Source organism: Micromonospora sp. NBC_00330, assembly GCF_036136635.1.
GTDB classification, from domain to species: Bacteria; Actinomycetota; Actinomycetes; order Mycobacteriales; family Micromonosporaceae; genus Micromonospora; species Micromonospora salmantinae.
Genome location: NZ_CP108012.1, coordinates 973,289 through 989,696 on the forward strand (window position 1 = coordinate 973,289; position 16,408 = coordinate 989,696).

11 protein-coding genes are annotated in these 16,408 nt (G+C 67.6%); 6 read left to right on the plus strand and 5 right to left on the minus strand.

The window, feature by feature from the left end; all coding sequences use genetic code 11:
• Window positions 1-34: 34 nt before the first annotated feature.
• From OG598_RS04415 to OG598_RS04430, 4 genes are all read right to left on the minus strand, one after another.
• Complete coding sequence (locus tag OG598_RS04415) at window positions 35-1,267, minus strand: poly(ethylene terephthalate) hydrolase family protein (RefSeq protein WP_328653133.1); 1,233 nt, start codon at window positions 1,265-1,267, stop codon at window positions 35-37.
• 516 nt (window positions 1,268-1,783) lie between these two features.
• Window positions 1,784-3,253 carry a lectin gene (locus OG598_RS04420; protein ID WP_328653134.1) on the minus strand — a complete coding sequence of 490 codons (1,470 nt, stop codon included), beginning with the start codon at window positions 3,251-3,253 and terminating at the stop codon, window positions 1,784-1,786.
• Between the two features lie 50 nt (window positions 3,254-3,303).
• The gene (locus OG598_RS04425) at window positions 3,304-4,683 is read right to left on the minus strand and encodes a glycosyl hydrolase (RefSeq protein WP_328653135.1); all 1,380 of its coding nucleotides are present in this window, start codon (window positions 4,681-4,683) and stop codon (window positions 3,304-3,306) included.
• 548 nt (window positions 4,684-5,231) lie between these two features.
• Window positions 5,232-6,338, minus strand: a complete 1,107-nt coding sequence (locus OG598_RS04430) for an ROK family transcriptional regulator (RefSeq protein ID WP_328653136.1) — start codon at window positions 6,336-6,338, stop codon at window positions 5,232-5,234.
• A 130-nt stretch (window positions 6,339-6,468) separates the two neighbouring features.
• Here OG598_RS04430 and OG598_RS04435 point away from each other — a divergent pair, with 130 nt between their 5' ends.
• Complete coding sequence (locus tag OG598_RS04435; RefSeq protein WP_328653137.1) at window positions 6,469-8,673, plus strand: alpha-galactosidase; 2,205 nt, start codon at window positions 6,469-6,471, stop codon at window positions 8,671-8,673.
• On the opposite strand, the gene OG598_RS04440 is transcribed toward OG598_RS04435, so the two are convergent.
• Window positions 8,663-9,694: a LacI family DNA-binding transcriptional regulator gene (locus tag OG598_RS04440; protein ID WP_328653138.1), complete on the minus strand. Its 1,032-nt coding sequence runs from the start codon at window positions 9,692-9,694 to the stop codon at window positions 8,663-8,665. The two genes, OG598_RS04435 and OG598_RS04440, sit on opposite strands and share 11 nt — an antisense overlap.
• A gap of 294 nt (window positions 9,695-9,988) precedes the next feature.
• Between OG598_RS04440 and OG598_RS04445 the strand changes: the two genes are divergently transcribed.
• The 5 genes from OG598_RS04445 (at window position 9,989) to OG598_RS04465 (ending at window position 16,390) form a co-directional block, all read left to right on the plus strand.
• Window positions 9,989-11,350 (plus strand): ABC transporter substrate-binding protein, encoded by a 1,362-nt coding sequence (locus OG598_RS04445; protein WP_328653139.1) that lies wholly within the window; start codon window positions 9,989-9,991, stop codon window positions 11,348-11,350.
• 70 nt (window positions 11,351-11,420) lie between these two features.
• Window positions 11,421-12,380 carry a carbohydrate ABC transporter permease gene (locus tag OG598_RS04450; protein ID WP_328653140.1) on the plus strand — a complete coding sequence of 320 codons (960 nt, stop codon included), beginning with the start codon at window positions 11,421-11,423 and terminating at the stop codon, window positions 12,378-12,380.
• The gene (locus OG598_RS04455) at window positions 12,377-13,237 is read left to right on the plus strand and encodes a carbohydrate ABC transporter permease (RefSeq protein ID WP_328653141.1); all 861 of its coding nucleotides are present in this window, start codon (window positions 12,377-12,379) and stop codon (window positions 13,235-13,237) included. Before OG598_RS04450 ends, OG598_RS04455 begins: the two co-directional genes overlap by 4 nt.
• 23 nt (window positions 13,238-13,260) lie before the next feature.
• A complete protein-coding gene (gene arfA, locus OG598_RS04460; protein ID WP_328653142.1) occupies window positions 13,261-14,790 on the plus strand; it encodes an arabinosylfuranosidase ArfA in 1,530 nt (509 codons plus the stop codon).
• A 208-nt stretch (window positions 14,791-14,998) separates the two neighbouring features.
• Window positions 14,999-16,390, plus strand: coding sequence for a glycoside hydrolase family 43 protein (locus tag OG598_RS04465; RefSeq protein ID WP_328653143.1), 1,392 nt, complete (start codon window positions 14,999-15,001; stop codon window positions 16,388-16,390).
• Window positions 16,391-16,408 lie beyond the last annotated feature (18 nt).

Genomic DNA, 16,408 nt, shown 5'->3' on the forward strand with positions numbered 1-16,408 from the left:
CCTGCCCTTCCTCTTGGCGGTTGCGGGGCGTCGCCTATCCGAGGCGCCATTGTTGGTTGCTGCCGTTGGTGCAGGCCCAGAGTTGGGCGAGGGCGCCGTTGGCGGTGGAGCCGCCGTTGACGTCGAGGCAGAGGCCGGATTGGGCGCCGGTGATGGTGCCGTTGGTGTTGACGTTCCATTGTTGGTTGGCGGTGCCGGTGCAGTCCCAGATGATGACTCGGGTGCCGTTGGTGGTGCCTTGGCCGGCGGCGTCGAGGCATTTGTTGCCGTAGACGGTGAGTTGTTTGCCCGGGGTGTGGGTGAAGCGTTGGTTGGTGCCGCCGTTGCAGTCCCAGATCGCGAGTTGGGTGTCGTTGGTCTGGGAGGCGTTGGGGACGTCCAGGCACCTGCCCGCGCCGACGGCGCGCACCGGACCGCCCGTGACCGGCGGAGGCGTCGGCTGGCCGGTGGATCCGTACGGGCATTCGCTGAGGTACCGCGAGACGCCCGTGGAGTCAGCGAGTGACGGGCACAGGAACTGCGCGTAGCGGGTGTCGTTGTCGAGGAAGATCTTCAGCCAGGGGATCTCCCGCCGGGTCACCTCGGAGTTGCCCCAGGTGGGGAACGCGTGGCCGCCGCCGGTGAGCTCGACGTAGGCGCCCTTCGTGGTGGCCGGCTTGGTGGCCCACAGGCTGTTGATCGAGGACGGGGTGACCGTGCCGTCGTTCCGCGCACCCATGATCAGCGTGGGTACCCGTACGGTGGACAGGTTCTGCGAGAACGAGGCCGGCGCCAGGGGGATGGCCGCTTTGAGCGAGGGACGCCGCATGGCCGCGCTGATGGCACCGCCGCCGCCCATGGAGTGACCGAGCACGGCGAGCCGGTTCGGGTCGACCCGGTCGCGAACCGCGCTCTGCCCGGTGAGGTAGTCCAGCGCGGCCAGCAACTGGGTGCCCCGGGCGGTGTCGAAGTCGGTGGGGCTGTTGGTGTCGATGCCGATCACCACGAAGCCGAAGGACGCCAACCAGGGCCCCATCCAGGCGCCCTCGGCTGCCCAGGAGGCGGTGTAACCCGGCACGGCCGCGATTGCGCCCCAGGTCCCCTGACTCGTGTCGGTCGGGTAGTAGATCTTGCCGCCGTTGAAGCCGAAGCCACGCGGCACGGTGATCTCAGCGGTGGCGAACGTGCCGCGGTTGGCGGCGACGCTCTGCACCGTGGGATTCGGCCCCCGTTGGTACGAGGCAGCGGACGCCGAGGGGGAGCCGCCCAGCACCGCGGACCCGGCCATGGCTACGCCCAGCACGGCCGCGGCCGTGCCCGCCACGATGCGCCAGCCCCGCCGAGGCGAGGATCGGGCATCCTGCCCAGCCCCGCCACCACTCGGCACCCTGGACTGTGGATCGTCACTCGACACTGGTTGATCCTGTGATCTTTCGTCAGGCATGTTCACGCCGTCCTCCGATCGAATGGGCGCCGCGTCTCGCCGTGAGTCGCGGTTGTTGCGCCCGTTTGCGTGGTGATATGAGCAGATGTAAATGTGTTTGCCATTGTGGCGGCCGTTTTCATGTCGGTCCGTGCGCTGTTCTGGACATGCGGAACCGGCCGTCCCGACAGCCATGAGAAGAATGGTTGCGGCAACGGGCAACTGCCGGTTCTCGCGCACATTCGGCGATACGGGTCTCGCCCCGCTAAGGAAATCGACGGTCGGGGCCTATCAACCATTGCCACACTCCTGAACTGCAGGCGTGGCGAGGGGGCGGTCCTTCCGGGCCATGCCGAACACGCATGGCCCGGAAGGTCGCGTCTACCTCAGGTTCGGTACCTCGTCGCGGGTGACCACGTAGGAGCTGTTGTAGACGGTGTTGATGAACGATGGCGAGTTGATGCTGCTGTCGCTGATGAAGCTCGTGTGCCAGGTGTTGAACAGCACCCACCGGGTGCCGGAGGACTGCAACTGCGCCGGGTCGGGGATGCGGCCGTTCTCGTGCAGCGCGATCGGAATCGAGCCGCCGTACACGTTGCGGGCGGCGTTGAACATCGACGTCAGCGGCCCGTGATCGCCGGCGTACGTGTCGGCGCCACCGATGTCGACGTACTGCTTGCCCGGGTACCAGGCAGAGCTGGGGGAGCCGTTGAACGGGTGCAGGTAGACCAGGTTGTGCACCCCCTGGGCGCGCATGAAGTTGTAGGTGTAGGCCCACAGCCGGTTGTACTGGCCAGCCCCCTCCATGCTCCACCAGAACCAGGTGCCGCTGGCCTCGTGCCAGGGGCGGAACAGGACCGCGCCACCGCCGTTCTGAATGATCTTCAACTGGTTGGCCCAAGCGGTGAGCCGCTGGTTGAGCCGGCCGTTGTCGGCCGTGCCCGAGGTGAGTGCCGCGTTGATGTTCGCCGGCATGCGGGAGCCGTCGTAGCCGTCGGTGTTCTGCGCGGGTGAGCCCATGTGGTAGCCGACCATCGGAATGCCCCCGGCATTCCACCAGGCCAGCCCGCGGGCGCCGAAGTCAGGAGCGTCACCCATGTCCTGGCCGCGGACCGCCGGGTACTTGCCGGAGGCGTTGCGGATGATGTTCATCTCGTACTCCGGGCCGCTGACCCAGGTCGACTCCTGCTGGCCGGAGAGGATGTGGTTGCCGGACTGGCTGTAGACGTAGCACAGCAGCCGGCGCGCGGAGGCGGTGGCGTTCGGGTCGACGGGCGCGACGTTGCAGCCGCCGGGGGTGGGTGGCGGCGTGGTCGGGTTGCCACCGCCCTGGGACCAGCGCTGGTTGGCCTGTCCGTTGCAGTTCCAGAGGGCGACCAGGGTGCCTGCGGCGGTGGCGGCGCCGGAGACGTCGAGGCACAGCCCGGACTGCACGCCGGTGATACTGCCGTTGGAGCTCAGCCGCCACTGTTGGTTGGCAGCCCCGGTGCAGGACCAGATGATCGCCGCGGTGCCCGCGCTGGTCTGGCCGGCTTCGGCGTCCAGGCACAGGCTGTTGTTGAAGACGCGCAGCTCACCGGCGTCGGTGAACGTCCAGGTCTGGTTGGCCTGGCCGTTGCAGTCCCAGATCTGCACGCGCGTGCCGGTGGTCGCGGCGTTGCCGACGACGTCGAGGCAGCGCCCGGACGCGGCGCTGACCAGCCGCCCGGTCGACGCGGCAGCGGCATTGCCGGCGGTCAACCAGACCGCGGACAGACTGACGCCGGCCGTGGTCAACACGGCGATCAGCAGGCTCATCCACCGGGTGCGGCGTCGCCGCCTCGGCGGGGTGGGAGGTGGAGCGAGTGCCATGTCAGTACTCCAAGGGGACGGGATGGAGAGCGGTGGCGTGGGGCGGGGGATCAGCGAAGGTTGGGGACCTCGTCACGGGTGACCACGTAGTTGTGGTTGTAGACGCGCCGCAGGAACGTGACGTCGTTACGCTCGGTGAGCCAGGTGCCGTTCCAGGTGCTGAACAGCACCCATCGGGTGCCGGTGGACTGGAGCTGGTCGGGATCGGGGATGGGGCCGTTCTCGTGCAGGGCGATCGGGACGGTGCTGCCGACGATGTCGCGGGTGCGGTTGAACAGCGGCGTCAACGGGTTGTGGTCGTTGGCGTAGGTGTCGGCACCGCCGACGTCCACGTACTGCTTGCCCGGGTAGAACGAGGCGTCGGGTTCGCCGTTGTACGGGTGCAGCCAGACCAGGTTGTGGATGCCCTTGGTCCGGGTGAAGTAGTCGAACTGGAACCGCCACAGACGCTGGAACTGGCTGCCGCCTTCCTTGCTCCACCAGAACCAGGTGCCGCCGGCCTCGTGGTAAGGCGCCCACAGGACGGCGACGCCGTTGGACTGGAGGCGCTGCAGTTGGGCTGCGGCGGCGTCGAGCTCGGAGAGATAGGAGCGGTTCTCGGCCGTGCCCGGCGTGAGGGTGGCGTTGATGGACGCGGTGCCGCCGTAGTTGCAGGAGCTGGTCGCCGGTGCGCCGACATGCCAGCCGATCAACGGGATGCCGCCGGCGTTCCACCAGGCGAGGGCCCGGTCAACGGCGCCGGGGCGGTCACACATGTCGAGGCCACGGATCGCCGGCTGCTTACCGGTGTTGGTCAGGATGTGGTTGAACTCGGCCTCGCTGCCGTTGGTCTCCCGCTGGCCGGACAGGATGTGGTTGCCGTACTGGCTGTAGAGGTAGCACAGCAGTTTGCGAGCCTGGGTGGTGGCCTGCGGGTCGACCGGGGCGACGGTGCAGGTGGGCGGCGGGGTGGTTGGCCCGCCGGACTGGGTCCAGCGCTGGTTGGCCTGGTCGTTGCAACTCCAGGCCACGACCCGGGTGCCGTTGGCCAGGTTGTTGCCTTCGACATCGAGGCACAGGCCGGACTGGGTGGCCGTGATGCTGCCGTTGGTGTTCAACCGGAACCTCTGGTTGGTCTGTCCGGTGCAGTTCTGGATGGCAAGGGGGGTGCCGGCTGTGGCGCTGGGCAGGTCCAGGCATCTGGTTTCGTTGAAGGTGCGCAGTTCACCCTGGATGGTGAAGACCCAGCCCTGATTCTGCTGCCCGTTGCAGTCCCAGATCGCGACCGGGGTGCCGGCCGCAGGGTTGTTGCCCGACACGTCGAGGCAGCGCCCTGACGCGGCACTGACCAGCGGGCTGCCGACTGCGGCCGAGGCGGTGCCCGCACCCAGCAGCACCGCGCCACCGCTCGCGGCCACCAGGGCCGTGGCGAGCATGATTCTCCATCTCATGACGTTCTCCTCGTGGGTTTCGGGGGCGTCCATCCCGTCCGACTCATCGGGTTGTGACGTCGCAAACCAAAGAGCCAGACGCGCCCGGTGGTCCAGCCCGTGCAGCAGTGCAGATAGGTGCGGGTAACTCGCTACGAGTTACCGGAGGAGGCTGTTCATCCTGTCGTTGGCCGGGTCGACCGTGCCGACACCGGCGTTGACAACGCTGTCACGGCGGGCGGCAAGCGGTCCGTATGGCTGACATGGCACCTGCGGATCGCCGACCGCGGGTAGGTCGCGGCGAACCCGTTTGTGGCCGGAAGTGTGAAGACCAGCGCGGGAGGTGGGTCGTTCCGGCGCCAGCGAGCCGTCGCGGTGCCCCGGCTCCGTTCGCCGGGCTGCGACGGCGAGGCCGTCGTTAACATGCCGGAATCATGTTCTTAGTTCGTGCACGCTGTCAAGTATGTCGATGCATTGAGGTGTAGCAAACGCCCGAAGAGTGACGGCTTTGGTTGACTGCATCAACAAACGTTGGCCAGGTCACGCCCTGGATGCGGGGAAGGCGGTGGTCAGCGGGCCAGGATGCGGTGCTGGAGGGCGATGACGGCGGCGCCGCGGGCCCATTCGCTGAAGGTGAAGGGCTTGACCACTACGTCGACGGGCGTCGAGGTCCAGTGGGTGTGGGCGGTGAGCGCCGCGTCGAACGCCTCGGCGCACACGTCGTACATCGCCACCGCCTCGCCGGACAGGATGACCAGCTGCACGCCGGTGATGTTGGCAACCGTGGCGACCACCTGCCCGAGGGCGTGGCCGGCTTCCTCGAAGATGCGTCGGGCCACCGGCTGGCCTTGCCGCGCCAGGGCCAGGCACGCCTCGAAGGTCAGGTCCGAACGGTCGAGGGTGGTCGCGACGGCGCGGCGGATCGCCGCCGAGCTGGCGTACGCCCGGGCGCAGCCGCGGTGGCCCATCTCGCAGAGCGGACCGTTGTCATGGATCGACAGGTGGCCGACCAGGCCGGTACCCCGGCCGGCGCCACTGACGAGGCGGTCGCCGATCACCAGTCCACAACCGAGACCGGCACCTACCGTGATCAGCGCGAACGAGTCGCGACCCACACCGGCGCCGAACCACTGCTGGGCGGCGGTCAACGCCCGTACGTCGTTTTCCACCACTGCCGGCAGGCCCGTGGCCGCCGCGACGAGGTCGCCCAGGGGAACGTTCCGCCAGCCGAGAAACGGAGAGGTGGGCACGACCGGGTCTCCTCCGGAGGCCGTGCCCGCCAGGCTTATCCCGACGGCTGCGGGCGGCTGCCCCGATCCGGTCAGCTCACGCACGGCCTCGCCGATACCGGCCACCACGTCGTCGACGTCATGGCTGATCAGCGGGCGGCGTAGCTCACGCTGGATCTCGGCGCGAAGGTCGGTGCGGACCGCGAACAGCTCGTCTTCGGTCAGCTTGACCCCGATCAACGCCGCACGGGCCGGATCGACCGCCAGCGGCTGGGAGGGACGACCCATCGAACTGTGATCGCCGAGCGGCTGGTGGAGCAGGTAGCCGTTCTGCAGCAACGGTTTGGTCAGCTTTGTCACGGCGGACGGCGACAGGTCCAGCCGGCGTGCGGCCTCTGCCCGGGACAGTGGCCCGTGCACCAGCAACTCCACGAAAACCGATCGCATGCCCTCGGTCAAATGCGCATCGGACAACACCTGGACATCTTGGACACATTTGTTGATGATGTCAAGGAATGAGCGCGGCCTGCTCGCTGGTCCGCAGGTGTTCTGCCGGATTTAGTTCACGGAGGACGTAGTGTCGCTGGTGTCCCTCGATCAGCTCGGCCGGTTGTGGGCGCTCAACACCCGCGACTGCACCTACGTGGTCGCCGTCGAGCTCGACCATGCGACCGGCGATGCGCTGGTGCTGCAGAAGTACTGGGGACCGATCCTACCGCCGCAGGCTGCCCGGGAAGCCGCCGCCATGGTGGCCGGGCCCGGCAGTCCGTCGGGCGCTGGACGGCACGTGACCAGCTTCTCCCGCCCGGGAGAGATCGAGGAACTGCTGCCGGTCGACGGCGGCCTGCGGTGGGGCCTACCGACCCTCCAGGTCGCGGTGGACCAGGTGCGGTCGCTGGAACTGCGATTCGTCAGTGCCAGCATGGTCTCCGAGGGTGAGGCGGAGCAGCTCGACATCGCCCTGGAGGACCGCATCTTCCCGATCGACGTGGTGCTGCATGCTCGGGTGTACGCCGACTCGGACACCATCGCACGGTGGGTGACCGTACGGCACCGTGCCGGCGGCGACGCGGCCGTGGAGGTCAGCCGCCTGGACTCCGGCAACTGGTTCATCCCGGACGCCGAGGACTACCGGTACCGGGCGGCGTCCGGGGCCTGGGCCGAGGAGAGCCAACTCCAGCAGGGCCGGCTGCCGGTGGGCGAGTTGACCTTCACCAGCCGGCAGGGCATCACCGGCCATCACGCCAATCCCTGGATCATGATCGATGCCGGCGGCGCCGGCGAGGAGCACGGTGAGGTCTGGAGTGTCGCCCTGGCCTGGAGCGGCAGTTGGCGGATGACCACGACCCGCCGGCCGGAGGGCGGGACCGCGGTGACCGCCGGATTCGGTCACGACGGGGTGCGGTGGTCGCTGCCGGCCGGGGCCGAGCTCGTCTCCCCGCCGATCCTCGGGCTGTACAGCGCCAACGGGTTCGGCGGCACCAGCCGCGGCTGGCACGACCACATACGCCGGCACGTCCTGCCCGCCGGCGACGAGGACCGCCCGGTGCTCTACAACTCGTGGGAAGCGACCGGCTTCACGGTCACCGAACCGGAACAGCTCTCGCTCGCCCGGTCTGCGGCCGACCTTGGTGTCGAGTTGTTCGTCGTCGACGACGGATGGTTCGGCCGGCGCGACGACGAGCACAGCTCGCTCGGGGACTGGTGGCCGCACCGGGAACGGTTTCCCAACGGGCTGCGGAGCCTGTTCGACGGCGTCCGCGCGCTGGGCATGAAGGCCGGGCTGTGGGTGGAACCCGAGGGCGTCAGCCCGGACAGCGACCTCTACCGGGCGCATCCGGACTGGACGCTGCACCTCGAGAACCGCCGCCGCGACCGCAAACGCCACCAACTCGTGCTCAACTTCGCCCGTACCGACGTGCGTGACTGGGCCCTGGAATGGCTCGACCGGCTCGTCACCGACCTACGCCTCGACTACCTCAAGTGGGACATGAACCGGCCGTTCACCCAGGCGGGCTGGCCCGACCAGCGCCAAGGGCACGACCGTGTCTGGATCGGACACACCCGGAACGTCTACCAGGTCATGGCCCATCTGCGCGCCTGTCATCCGGGATTGCGGATCGAGTCGTGCGCCGGTGGGGGCGGCAGGCTCGACCTTGGCATCCTGCACCACATCGACCAGGTATGGCCGTCGGACAACACCGATCCCGTCGACCGGCAGACCGCGCAGCACGGCGTCTCCCAGCTCTACCCGGCCAACGTGATGTCCGCGTGGGTCACCGAATCACCGAACGGGAACGTCGGTCGGTCCACGCCGTTGCGCTACCGCTTCCACGTCGCCATGGCCGGCGTACTCGGTATCGGGGTGGACCTGACTCGATGGTCCGCCGCCGAGCTGGACGAGGCCGGCGCGCTGGTCGAGCAGTACAAGGCGGTACGCCGCACCATCCAACACGGCCGGCAGTACCGGCTCGGCGGACGGCCCGGCGCCGAACGATCCGCTCTGCAGTACGTGCTCGACGACCAGGTCGTGGTGCTCGTCTACAACCCGCATGGAAACGCCAAGAGTGGCCCCCGGTGGTTGCGGCTGACCGCCCTGGATCCGGACGCGGTCTACGAGGTGGCCGTTGGAGGCGATACCGACGGCGTACCCGGACGGCTGGCCGCCAATTCGCGCTGGCAGGGCAGCACACTCATGGCCGTCGGCATCCGCCCCACCGCCTGGGAACCGATCGGCGCTGACCACCGCAGCGACCTGATCGTGCTGCGGATCAGGAGGTAGGGGTGACGTCGGTTAGCGTGCTCTGCCGGGGGATGAGCCGGTGGGCTGCGCGGAGTTCGACGCCGGGCACCGGCTCGGTGCTGCCGATCCGCATCATGAGCCGGGCGACGGCGAGTTGGGCGATGGCCTTCTTGTCGGGCGAGATGGTGCTGATCGTGGGTCGCCCATACCGTCCGTCCTCGATGTCGTCATAGCCGATCACGGCGATGTCCTCGGGGACGCGCAGCCCGCGCTGGAGTGCGGTGTGGATGGCACCGGAGGCGACCAGGTCGCTGTAGCAGAACACCCCGTCCGGCGGGTCTGGCCGGTCCAGTAGGGCGGTCATGGCGGTGGCGCCGTCGACCCGGTTGAAGCGGGTGGTGCTGATGATCAAGGATTCGTCGACCGGCAGACCCGCGGCCGCGTGGGCGGCCCGGAAGCCTCTGGTGCGTAGCTGGGCGGCCTCGCCGGTGGGGTAGGGCTGGTCGCCGATCGCCGCAATCCGGCGCCGTCCGATGCTGATGAGGTGGCGGACGGCTTCGGTGGAGGCGGCCACATCGTCGATGCCGACGTGATCGAAGGTGCCGTCGGAAGGGCGTTCGCCGAGGACCACCAGGGGTAGGGCCGGATCGCGGAGCGAGAGGTCCGCCTGGGACAGGCCCAGCGGGCTGATGATCATGCCGTCGAACAGGAAGCGCCGTGGCCCCCGTCCGATCAGTTCGGCTTCGTGGTCGCGGTCGCCGTCGGTCTGGTCGATCAGCACGTTGTAGCCGGCCTTGCGGGCTGCGGGGATGATCGCTTGGAGTAGTTCCGCGAAGTACGGGGTGTCAAGGTACGGCACCACGACGACGATCTGCCCGGACCGGCCGGTGGCCAGGTTGCGGGCGAGGACGTTCGGTCGGTAGCCGAGTACGGCGATGGCGCGCTCGACCTTGTCCCTGGTCGCGTCGGTGACCCGCGCATACCCATTGACCACGTTGGACACCGTGCGGGGTGAGACGCCGGCCAGTTCGGCGACGTCCCGCAGTGTGCTCTCCCCCATGGGCGCCTCCCCGCTGGGCGGGTGAAGGGTCTCCCGCAGTGACGATCGTATTTCCGTCATGTTGCCTCTTGCCAGAGCCGGAGCCCCGGTGCATAGTCCTTTGCAGCGCTGCAATGTAACCTACATGACACATCATCATCGATGCGCCGTTACCTCGCTTCTGCCAACAAACTTCCCGATTAGCGCCTCGTCGCAGCCTTGAGCCGTACCCCACGTACGGCCATGTCGTCCTGCCCGAGAGCGCGGCCGGAGCGCGATCCGGGTGTTCGAAGTCCCTTCAGGAGGCTCGCCGTAATGCGCACCAGCAAACACCTGCCCGCAGTCGTCGCCGCAGTAGCGGTCGTCGTCGGCCTGTCCGCCTGCAGTGGCGGTGACGACGGTGCTGACACGCCCCGCGCGAAGCCCACCAACTGCACCAACAAGATCGTTCACGAGGACGCGAACCGTGTCTCGGTCTGGGCCTGGTACCCGAACATGGCAAAGGTCGTCGACAACTTCAACAACGCCCACACGGACGTACAGGTCTGCTGGACCAATGCCGGCCAGGGGCAGCCGCAGTACGAAAAGTTCCAGACCGCTATCGCGGCGAAGAAGGGCGCCCCCGACGTCGTGATGCTCGAATCCGACCAACTGGTCGGCTTCGAGATCCAGGACGCGCTTGTCGACCTCGCGCCGTTCGGCGCCGGCGAGGTGAAGAAGAACTTCAGCGAGGGCGCCTGGAAGGACGTCTCGCAGGGTGCGGCCGTCTATGCCATCCCGGTCGACGGCGGTCCGATGGCCCTGATCTACCGCACCGACGTCTTCGCGAAGTACGGCGTCACGGTCCCGCCGAAGACCTGGCCCGAGTACGCCGAGGCGGCGGCCAAGGTGAAGGCGGCAGGTGGCCCCGTCTTCGGCGACTTCGGCAGCAACGTGCCGGCCGTGACCACCGCGCTGATGATGCAGAAGGGCGCTCAGCCGTTCACCTACAACCTGTCCGACAAGCAGAACATCACCATCAAGCTGGACGACCAGGCCACCAAGGATGTCCTCACCTTCTGGGGTGACCTGGCCAAGAACGGTCTGGTCGGCAAGGAGGACCAGTTCACCACTGACTACATCTCCGGCATGGTCGGCGGCAAGTACGCCACCTATGTCTCGGCCGCGTGGGCACCTGGCTACCTGACCGGTGCGGGCGTCGGTGGCGGCAAGGAGAAGGGCACCTGGGCCGTGGCTCCGCTGCCACAGTGGGACCCGGCCAACCCGGTCGAGGTGAACTGGGGCGGCTCCACCTTCGCGGTCACCAGCCAGGCGAGTGACAAGGCAGCCGCGGCCAAGGTCGCGATGGCTCTGTACGCCGACGAGCCGTCACTGACCGACGGCTGGAAGACGCAAACCATCTTCCCGCTCAACACCGGCGTTCTGACCTCCAAGGAGTTCGTCGACGCCAAGAGCGAGTTCTTCAACGGCCAGACCGCCAACAAGGACGTCTACATCCCGGCCGCGAACGCCTACCGGGGTGCCGTCTACAGCCCGTTCACCGTCTACTACTACGCCCAGCTCCAGGCCCAGATCGTGAAGCTCAACGCGGGTCAGACGACAGGTGCGCAGGCCGCCACCGACCTGCACAACGACATCGTCAAGTACGCCAAGACCCAGGGCTTCACCGTACGTTGATCCGCCCCGGGCGGTCGCCGTGCCCGTCGACCGCCCGGGCCCCCATCTCGGACAGGAAGGGAGACGCTGCGTGGCCGGCATCACCGACACCAGGTCGAGCGCACCCCGCGCCGCCGCAACCGATCCGCGCGGCACTCCAAGGATTCGCCGCCGGTCCTCCCGGCGTGGCGCCCTGGGCTGGCTGTTCATCCTCCCGTTCCTCGTCGTGTTCGTGGTCTTCCTGATCGGTCCGTTGGCGTACGCGGGCTACCTGAGCCTGTACACCAAAGGGCTGGCGACGGGCACGACGTTCGCTGGGCTCGACAACTACACCCGCGCGTTCGGCGACCCGTCGTTCCGCAAGGGTCTTTGGTTCGTCCTACGGTTCAGCCTCGTGGTCATCCCGCTGCAGATGATCGTGGCGCTGGTCGCGGCCCTGGTACTGGACGAGGTGACCGGCCGCCTGGCGCGCTTCTCCCGGCTGGTCATCTTCCTGCCGTACGCGATCCCCGCGGTCCTCGGCGCGCTGATGTGGGGCTTCCTTTACAGTCCCAGCTTCGGTCCGATCGAGCAGATCGCCTCGGCGTTCGACGTGCGGGCGCCGTTCCTGCTCAGCCAGGGCAACATCTTCTACGGCCTGCTCAACGTCGTCACCTGGCAGTGGGCCGGCTACTACATGATCATCATCTATGCGGCGTTGCGCAGTATCGACTCATCGGTCTACGAGGCGGCCCGGATCGATGGCGCGAACGCCCGCCAGATCGCGTTCCGGATCAAGGTGCCGCTGGTGACCTCGGCGTTGACCCTCATCCTGATCTTCTCGCTGATCGGCACCCTGCAATTCTTCACCGAGCCGCAGATCCTCGGCCCGATCGCCAACGGAACCATCACCCCGGACTTCACCCCGAACATCTACGCGTTCAATCTGGCGTTCCGCTATGCCCAGTTCAACTACGCCTCGGCGATCTCCTTCGCGCTGGGCTTCGTGGTCTTCGTGGCGGTCGCCATCTTCATGATCATCACGCGCAAGAAGGGGAGTATCTTCACGTGAGCGACGTGCGGCGCCGGCCCCGCCACGTCTGGGCGAAACTGCTGCTGCTGGCGATGGTGTGTTACTTCCTCGTGCCCGTCTGGTGGCTCGTGGTGGCCAGCACCAAGGACGCCCCGGGCCTGTTCTCCGGCTCTGGTGCCCTGTGGTTCTCGGGTTTCCACCTGTTCGACAACCTGGGCGACCTGTTCACCTTCAACAACGGTGAGTATCTGCGCTGGCTGGGCAACTCGGTGCTGTACGCGTTCGCCGGCGGCGTCGGCTGCACGATCGTGTCGGTCCTGGCCGGCTACGGCTTCGCCAAGTTCGACTTCCGTGGCCGCAGCGCCGTTTTCGCGCTCGTCCTGGGCTCGGTCATGGTGCCGCTCACCGCGCTGGTCATCCCGACCTTCGTCATGATGAGCAACGTCGGGCTCACCGACACGATCTGGGCGGTGATCCTGCCATCGCTGCTCAGTCCCTTCGCGGTCTACCTCATGCGGGTCTTCGCGGCCGTCTCGGTGCCGGACGAGCTGCTGGACGCGGCGCGCATCGACGGCGCTGGCGAGCTGCGCACGTTCCTGCGGGTGTCGCTGCCGCTGATGCGCCCCGGCGTCGTCACCGTGCTGCTGCTCTCGGTGGTCGGCACCTGGAACAACTACTTCCTGCCGCTGACCATGCTCTCCAGCTCCAAGCTCTATCCCCTGACCGTGGGGATCGGGCTGTGGTCACAACTGGCCAGCTCCAACAACGGCGGCGGCCAGTCGCTCTGGAATCTGATCATCGTGGGTTCGCTGGTGTCGATCATCCCGCTGGTCATCGCCTTCCTCACTCTCCAGAGGTACTGGCAGGGCGGGCTGGCCGTCGGCAGCCTCAAATGACGCTCTCTAGCTCGGGGAGATCCGTGTTTGCCGCCTCGATCAACCTCGACCCGTCCTTCGTCGTCGCGCCGGTGTCCCGGCGGACCTTCGGATCCTTCGTCGAGCACATGGGCCGGTGTGTCTACACCGGCATCTACGAGCCAGGACATCCGACCGCTGACGCCGACGGCTTCCGTGGGGACGTGTTGGCCCTGGTCCGTGAACTCGGGGTCTCCCTCGTGCGCTATCCCGGGGGCAACTTCGTCTCCGGGTACCGGTGGGAGGACGGCATCGGACCGGTCGAGGGCCGGCCGGTGCGCCGCGACCTGGCCTGGCACAGCCTGGAGACCAACGAGGTTGGGATCGACGAGTTCCTGCGCTGGGCGGGCAAGGCGGGCGTCGAGGTGATGTACGCGCTCAACCTGGGCACCCGCGGCGTGCAGGAGGCGCTCGATGTCCACGAGTACCTGAACCACCCCGACCGCACCCGCCTGGCCGAGCTGCGCCGGGCCAACGGCGCCGAGAAGCCGTACGGGGTGCGGATGTTCTGTCTCGGCAATGAGATGGACGGGCCCTGGCAGACGGGACACACAACCGCCCGGGAGTACGGCCGGCTGGCCGTGCAGACGGCACGCGCCCTGCGCTCGGCCGAAGCGGAGCTGGAACTGGTCGTCTGTGGCAGTTCCAGCTCGTCGATGCCGACCTTCGTCGCCTGGGAGGCGGAGGTGCTGGAGATGGCGTACGACGCGGTGGACTACATCTCGGCGCACGCCTACTACGAGCCGGTCGACGGCGACATGGCCAGCTTCCTGGCCTCATCGGTGGACATGGACCACTTCGTGCACAGCGTGGTCTCCACCGCTGACAGCGTCGGTGCCCGGCTCAAGAGCACCAAGCGCCTGAACATCTCCTTCGACGAGTGGAACGTCTGGTACCTGCGGGAGTTCCAGGCCCAACAGGACGGCGCATCCACCGAGTGGCAGGTGGCGCCGCGTGTCATCGAGGACTGCTACAGCGTCGCGGACGCCGTGGTGGTCGGCAGCCTGTTGATCTCGCTACTGCGGCACAGCGACCGGGTGACCGTTGCCTGTCAGGCCCAGCTCGTCAACGTCATCGCACCCATCCGCACCGAACCCGGCGGCGCGGCCTGGCGGCAGACCATTTTCTACCCCTTTGCCATCACCTCCCGCCTGGCCCGGGGGGAGGTGCTGCGGGTGGAGCCACGCTGCCCGACGTACGACACCGCGCGTTACGGCGCGGTGCCGGCACTCGACGCGGTCGCCACCCATGACGCGGACACCGGTGACGTGACCGTCTTCGTGGTCAACCGGCATCAGTCGCAGGCGGTGACACTGGCCGTTGCGGTGACGAGCTTCGGCGCCGCCTTGCGGGTGGCGGAATCCTGGACGCTCGCCGACGACGACCTGCTGGCGGTGAACACGTCGGACTACCCGGACCGGGTGGTCGCACGGCCGGCGGACGACGCCGAGGTGGTTGACGGAGTGCTGCGCGCGACGCTTCCGCCCGTGTCGTGGACTGCCATTCGGCTGTGCATGCCAGACCGAAACTGTTAACGCTAACTGCCGAGCTCGACTGTCTTCAGATACTGCAAGAGGTACATGCAGCATTGGTATTGACATGTATCGATGTGAACGTTAACACTATGACGTAACACAATCTCAACATCTTCGAAATGCTTCGTCGACGCGGTGCCCGTGGCGCCGGCGAACGCTGAGATCCCCGCTCGAGCCGGCCACCGAAGCCCCAGAGAGGTAGACCGCTGTGCCACTGTCCCGAAGAGACTTCACCCGCCTTGCCGCGTTGAGCACGCTGACCGCCGTCGGCGGCGGAGCGGCCGCGCTGGCGACGCCATCAGCCGCCCTGGCGGCCAACAGCGCGTACGTGTTCGGCTATTTCAAAGAGACGCCGAACGAGAGCGGCGACAGCTACGCACTGCACCTGGCGGTCAGCACCGACGGCCTGAACTGGCGCCCACTGAACCAGAACAACCCCGTGGCGACCCCGACCGCCGGCACGCTCGGACTGCGCGACCCGTTCATCCTGCGCAAGCAGGACGGCACCTTCGTCGTGCTGGCCACCGACCTGCGCGGGCGCATCTTCAACCAGAACAACCAATACCTGCACGTCTGGGACTCAGTCGACCTGCGCAGTTTCACCGGCTACCGCCGAATCCGCATGCACGGCCTGGCTACCCACACCTGGGCACCGACCGCCTTCTGGGTGCCGTCGCGCAACCAGTACGCCATCGTCTACTCCGCGAACAACGGCGCCGATGTTTTCATGGTCAACTACACCTCGGACTTCCGGACGGTGAGCGCCAACCAGGTCTACTTCAGCCCCGGCTACCCGGTGCTGGACGCCGACATCGTGGCCGACGGCTCGGCGTACTACATGTACTACAAGAACCTGTCCAACGGCCTCATCTACGGCGCCCGGTCGTCGAGCGGAGCGCCGAACAGCTACACCAACTACACCAGCGGCCTGCGGCAGGGCAACGCCATCGAAGCGCCCCTGCTGATCAAGAACAACACCGGCAGCGGCTGGCGGTTGTGGGGCGACTCGTTCAGCCCGGTCAACAACGACTACTACGCCTGGTCCACCTCCAACGTGGCGGGCAACTCCTGGACGCCGCTGAACCAACGCGACTACACGCCACCGCTGAACGCCAAGCACGGCTCGATCGTCGGCATCACCTCGGCCGAGTACGACGGGCTCGTGTCCCGCTGGGGCCTACCGGCCTGGGTCCGGCTGAAGTCGTACAACTTCCCCGACTACTACGTGCGGCACGCCGGCGACGTGGGTCGGATCGACGCCTACCCGTTCGACCCCCACCAGGACCAGCTGTGGCGCATGGTCGCCGGCCTCGCCGATTCGGCGGGCGTGTCGTTCGAGTCGGTCAACTCTCCCGGGCGCTACCTGCGGCACCGCGACTACGCGATCCGGCTGGACGCCAACGACGGCACCGCGACCTTCCGCGGCGACGCGACCTTCCAGCGGGTTCCCGGTCTGGCCGACTCCACCTGGTCGTCGTTCCGGTCCTACAACTTCCCGGACCGCTATCTGCGCCACACCAACTACGTGCTGCGCATCGACCCCCTCAGTTCGAGCTCCAGCGCCAGTGACCGCCAGGACGCCACGTTCCGCGTCTCCTGATCCCGAAGGCAGAGGCAC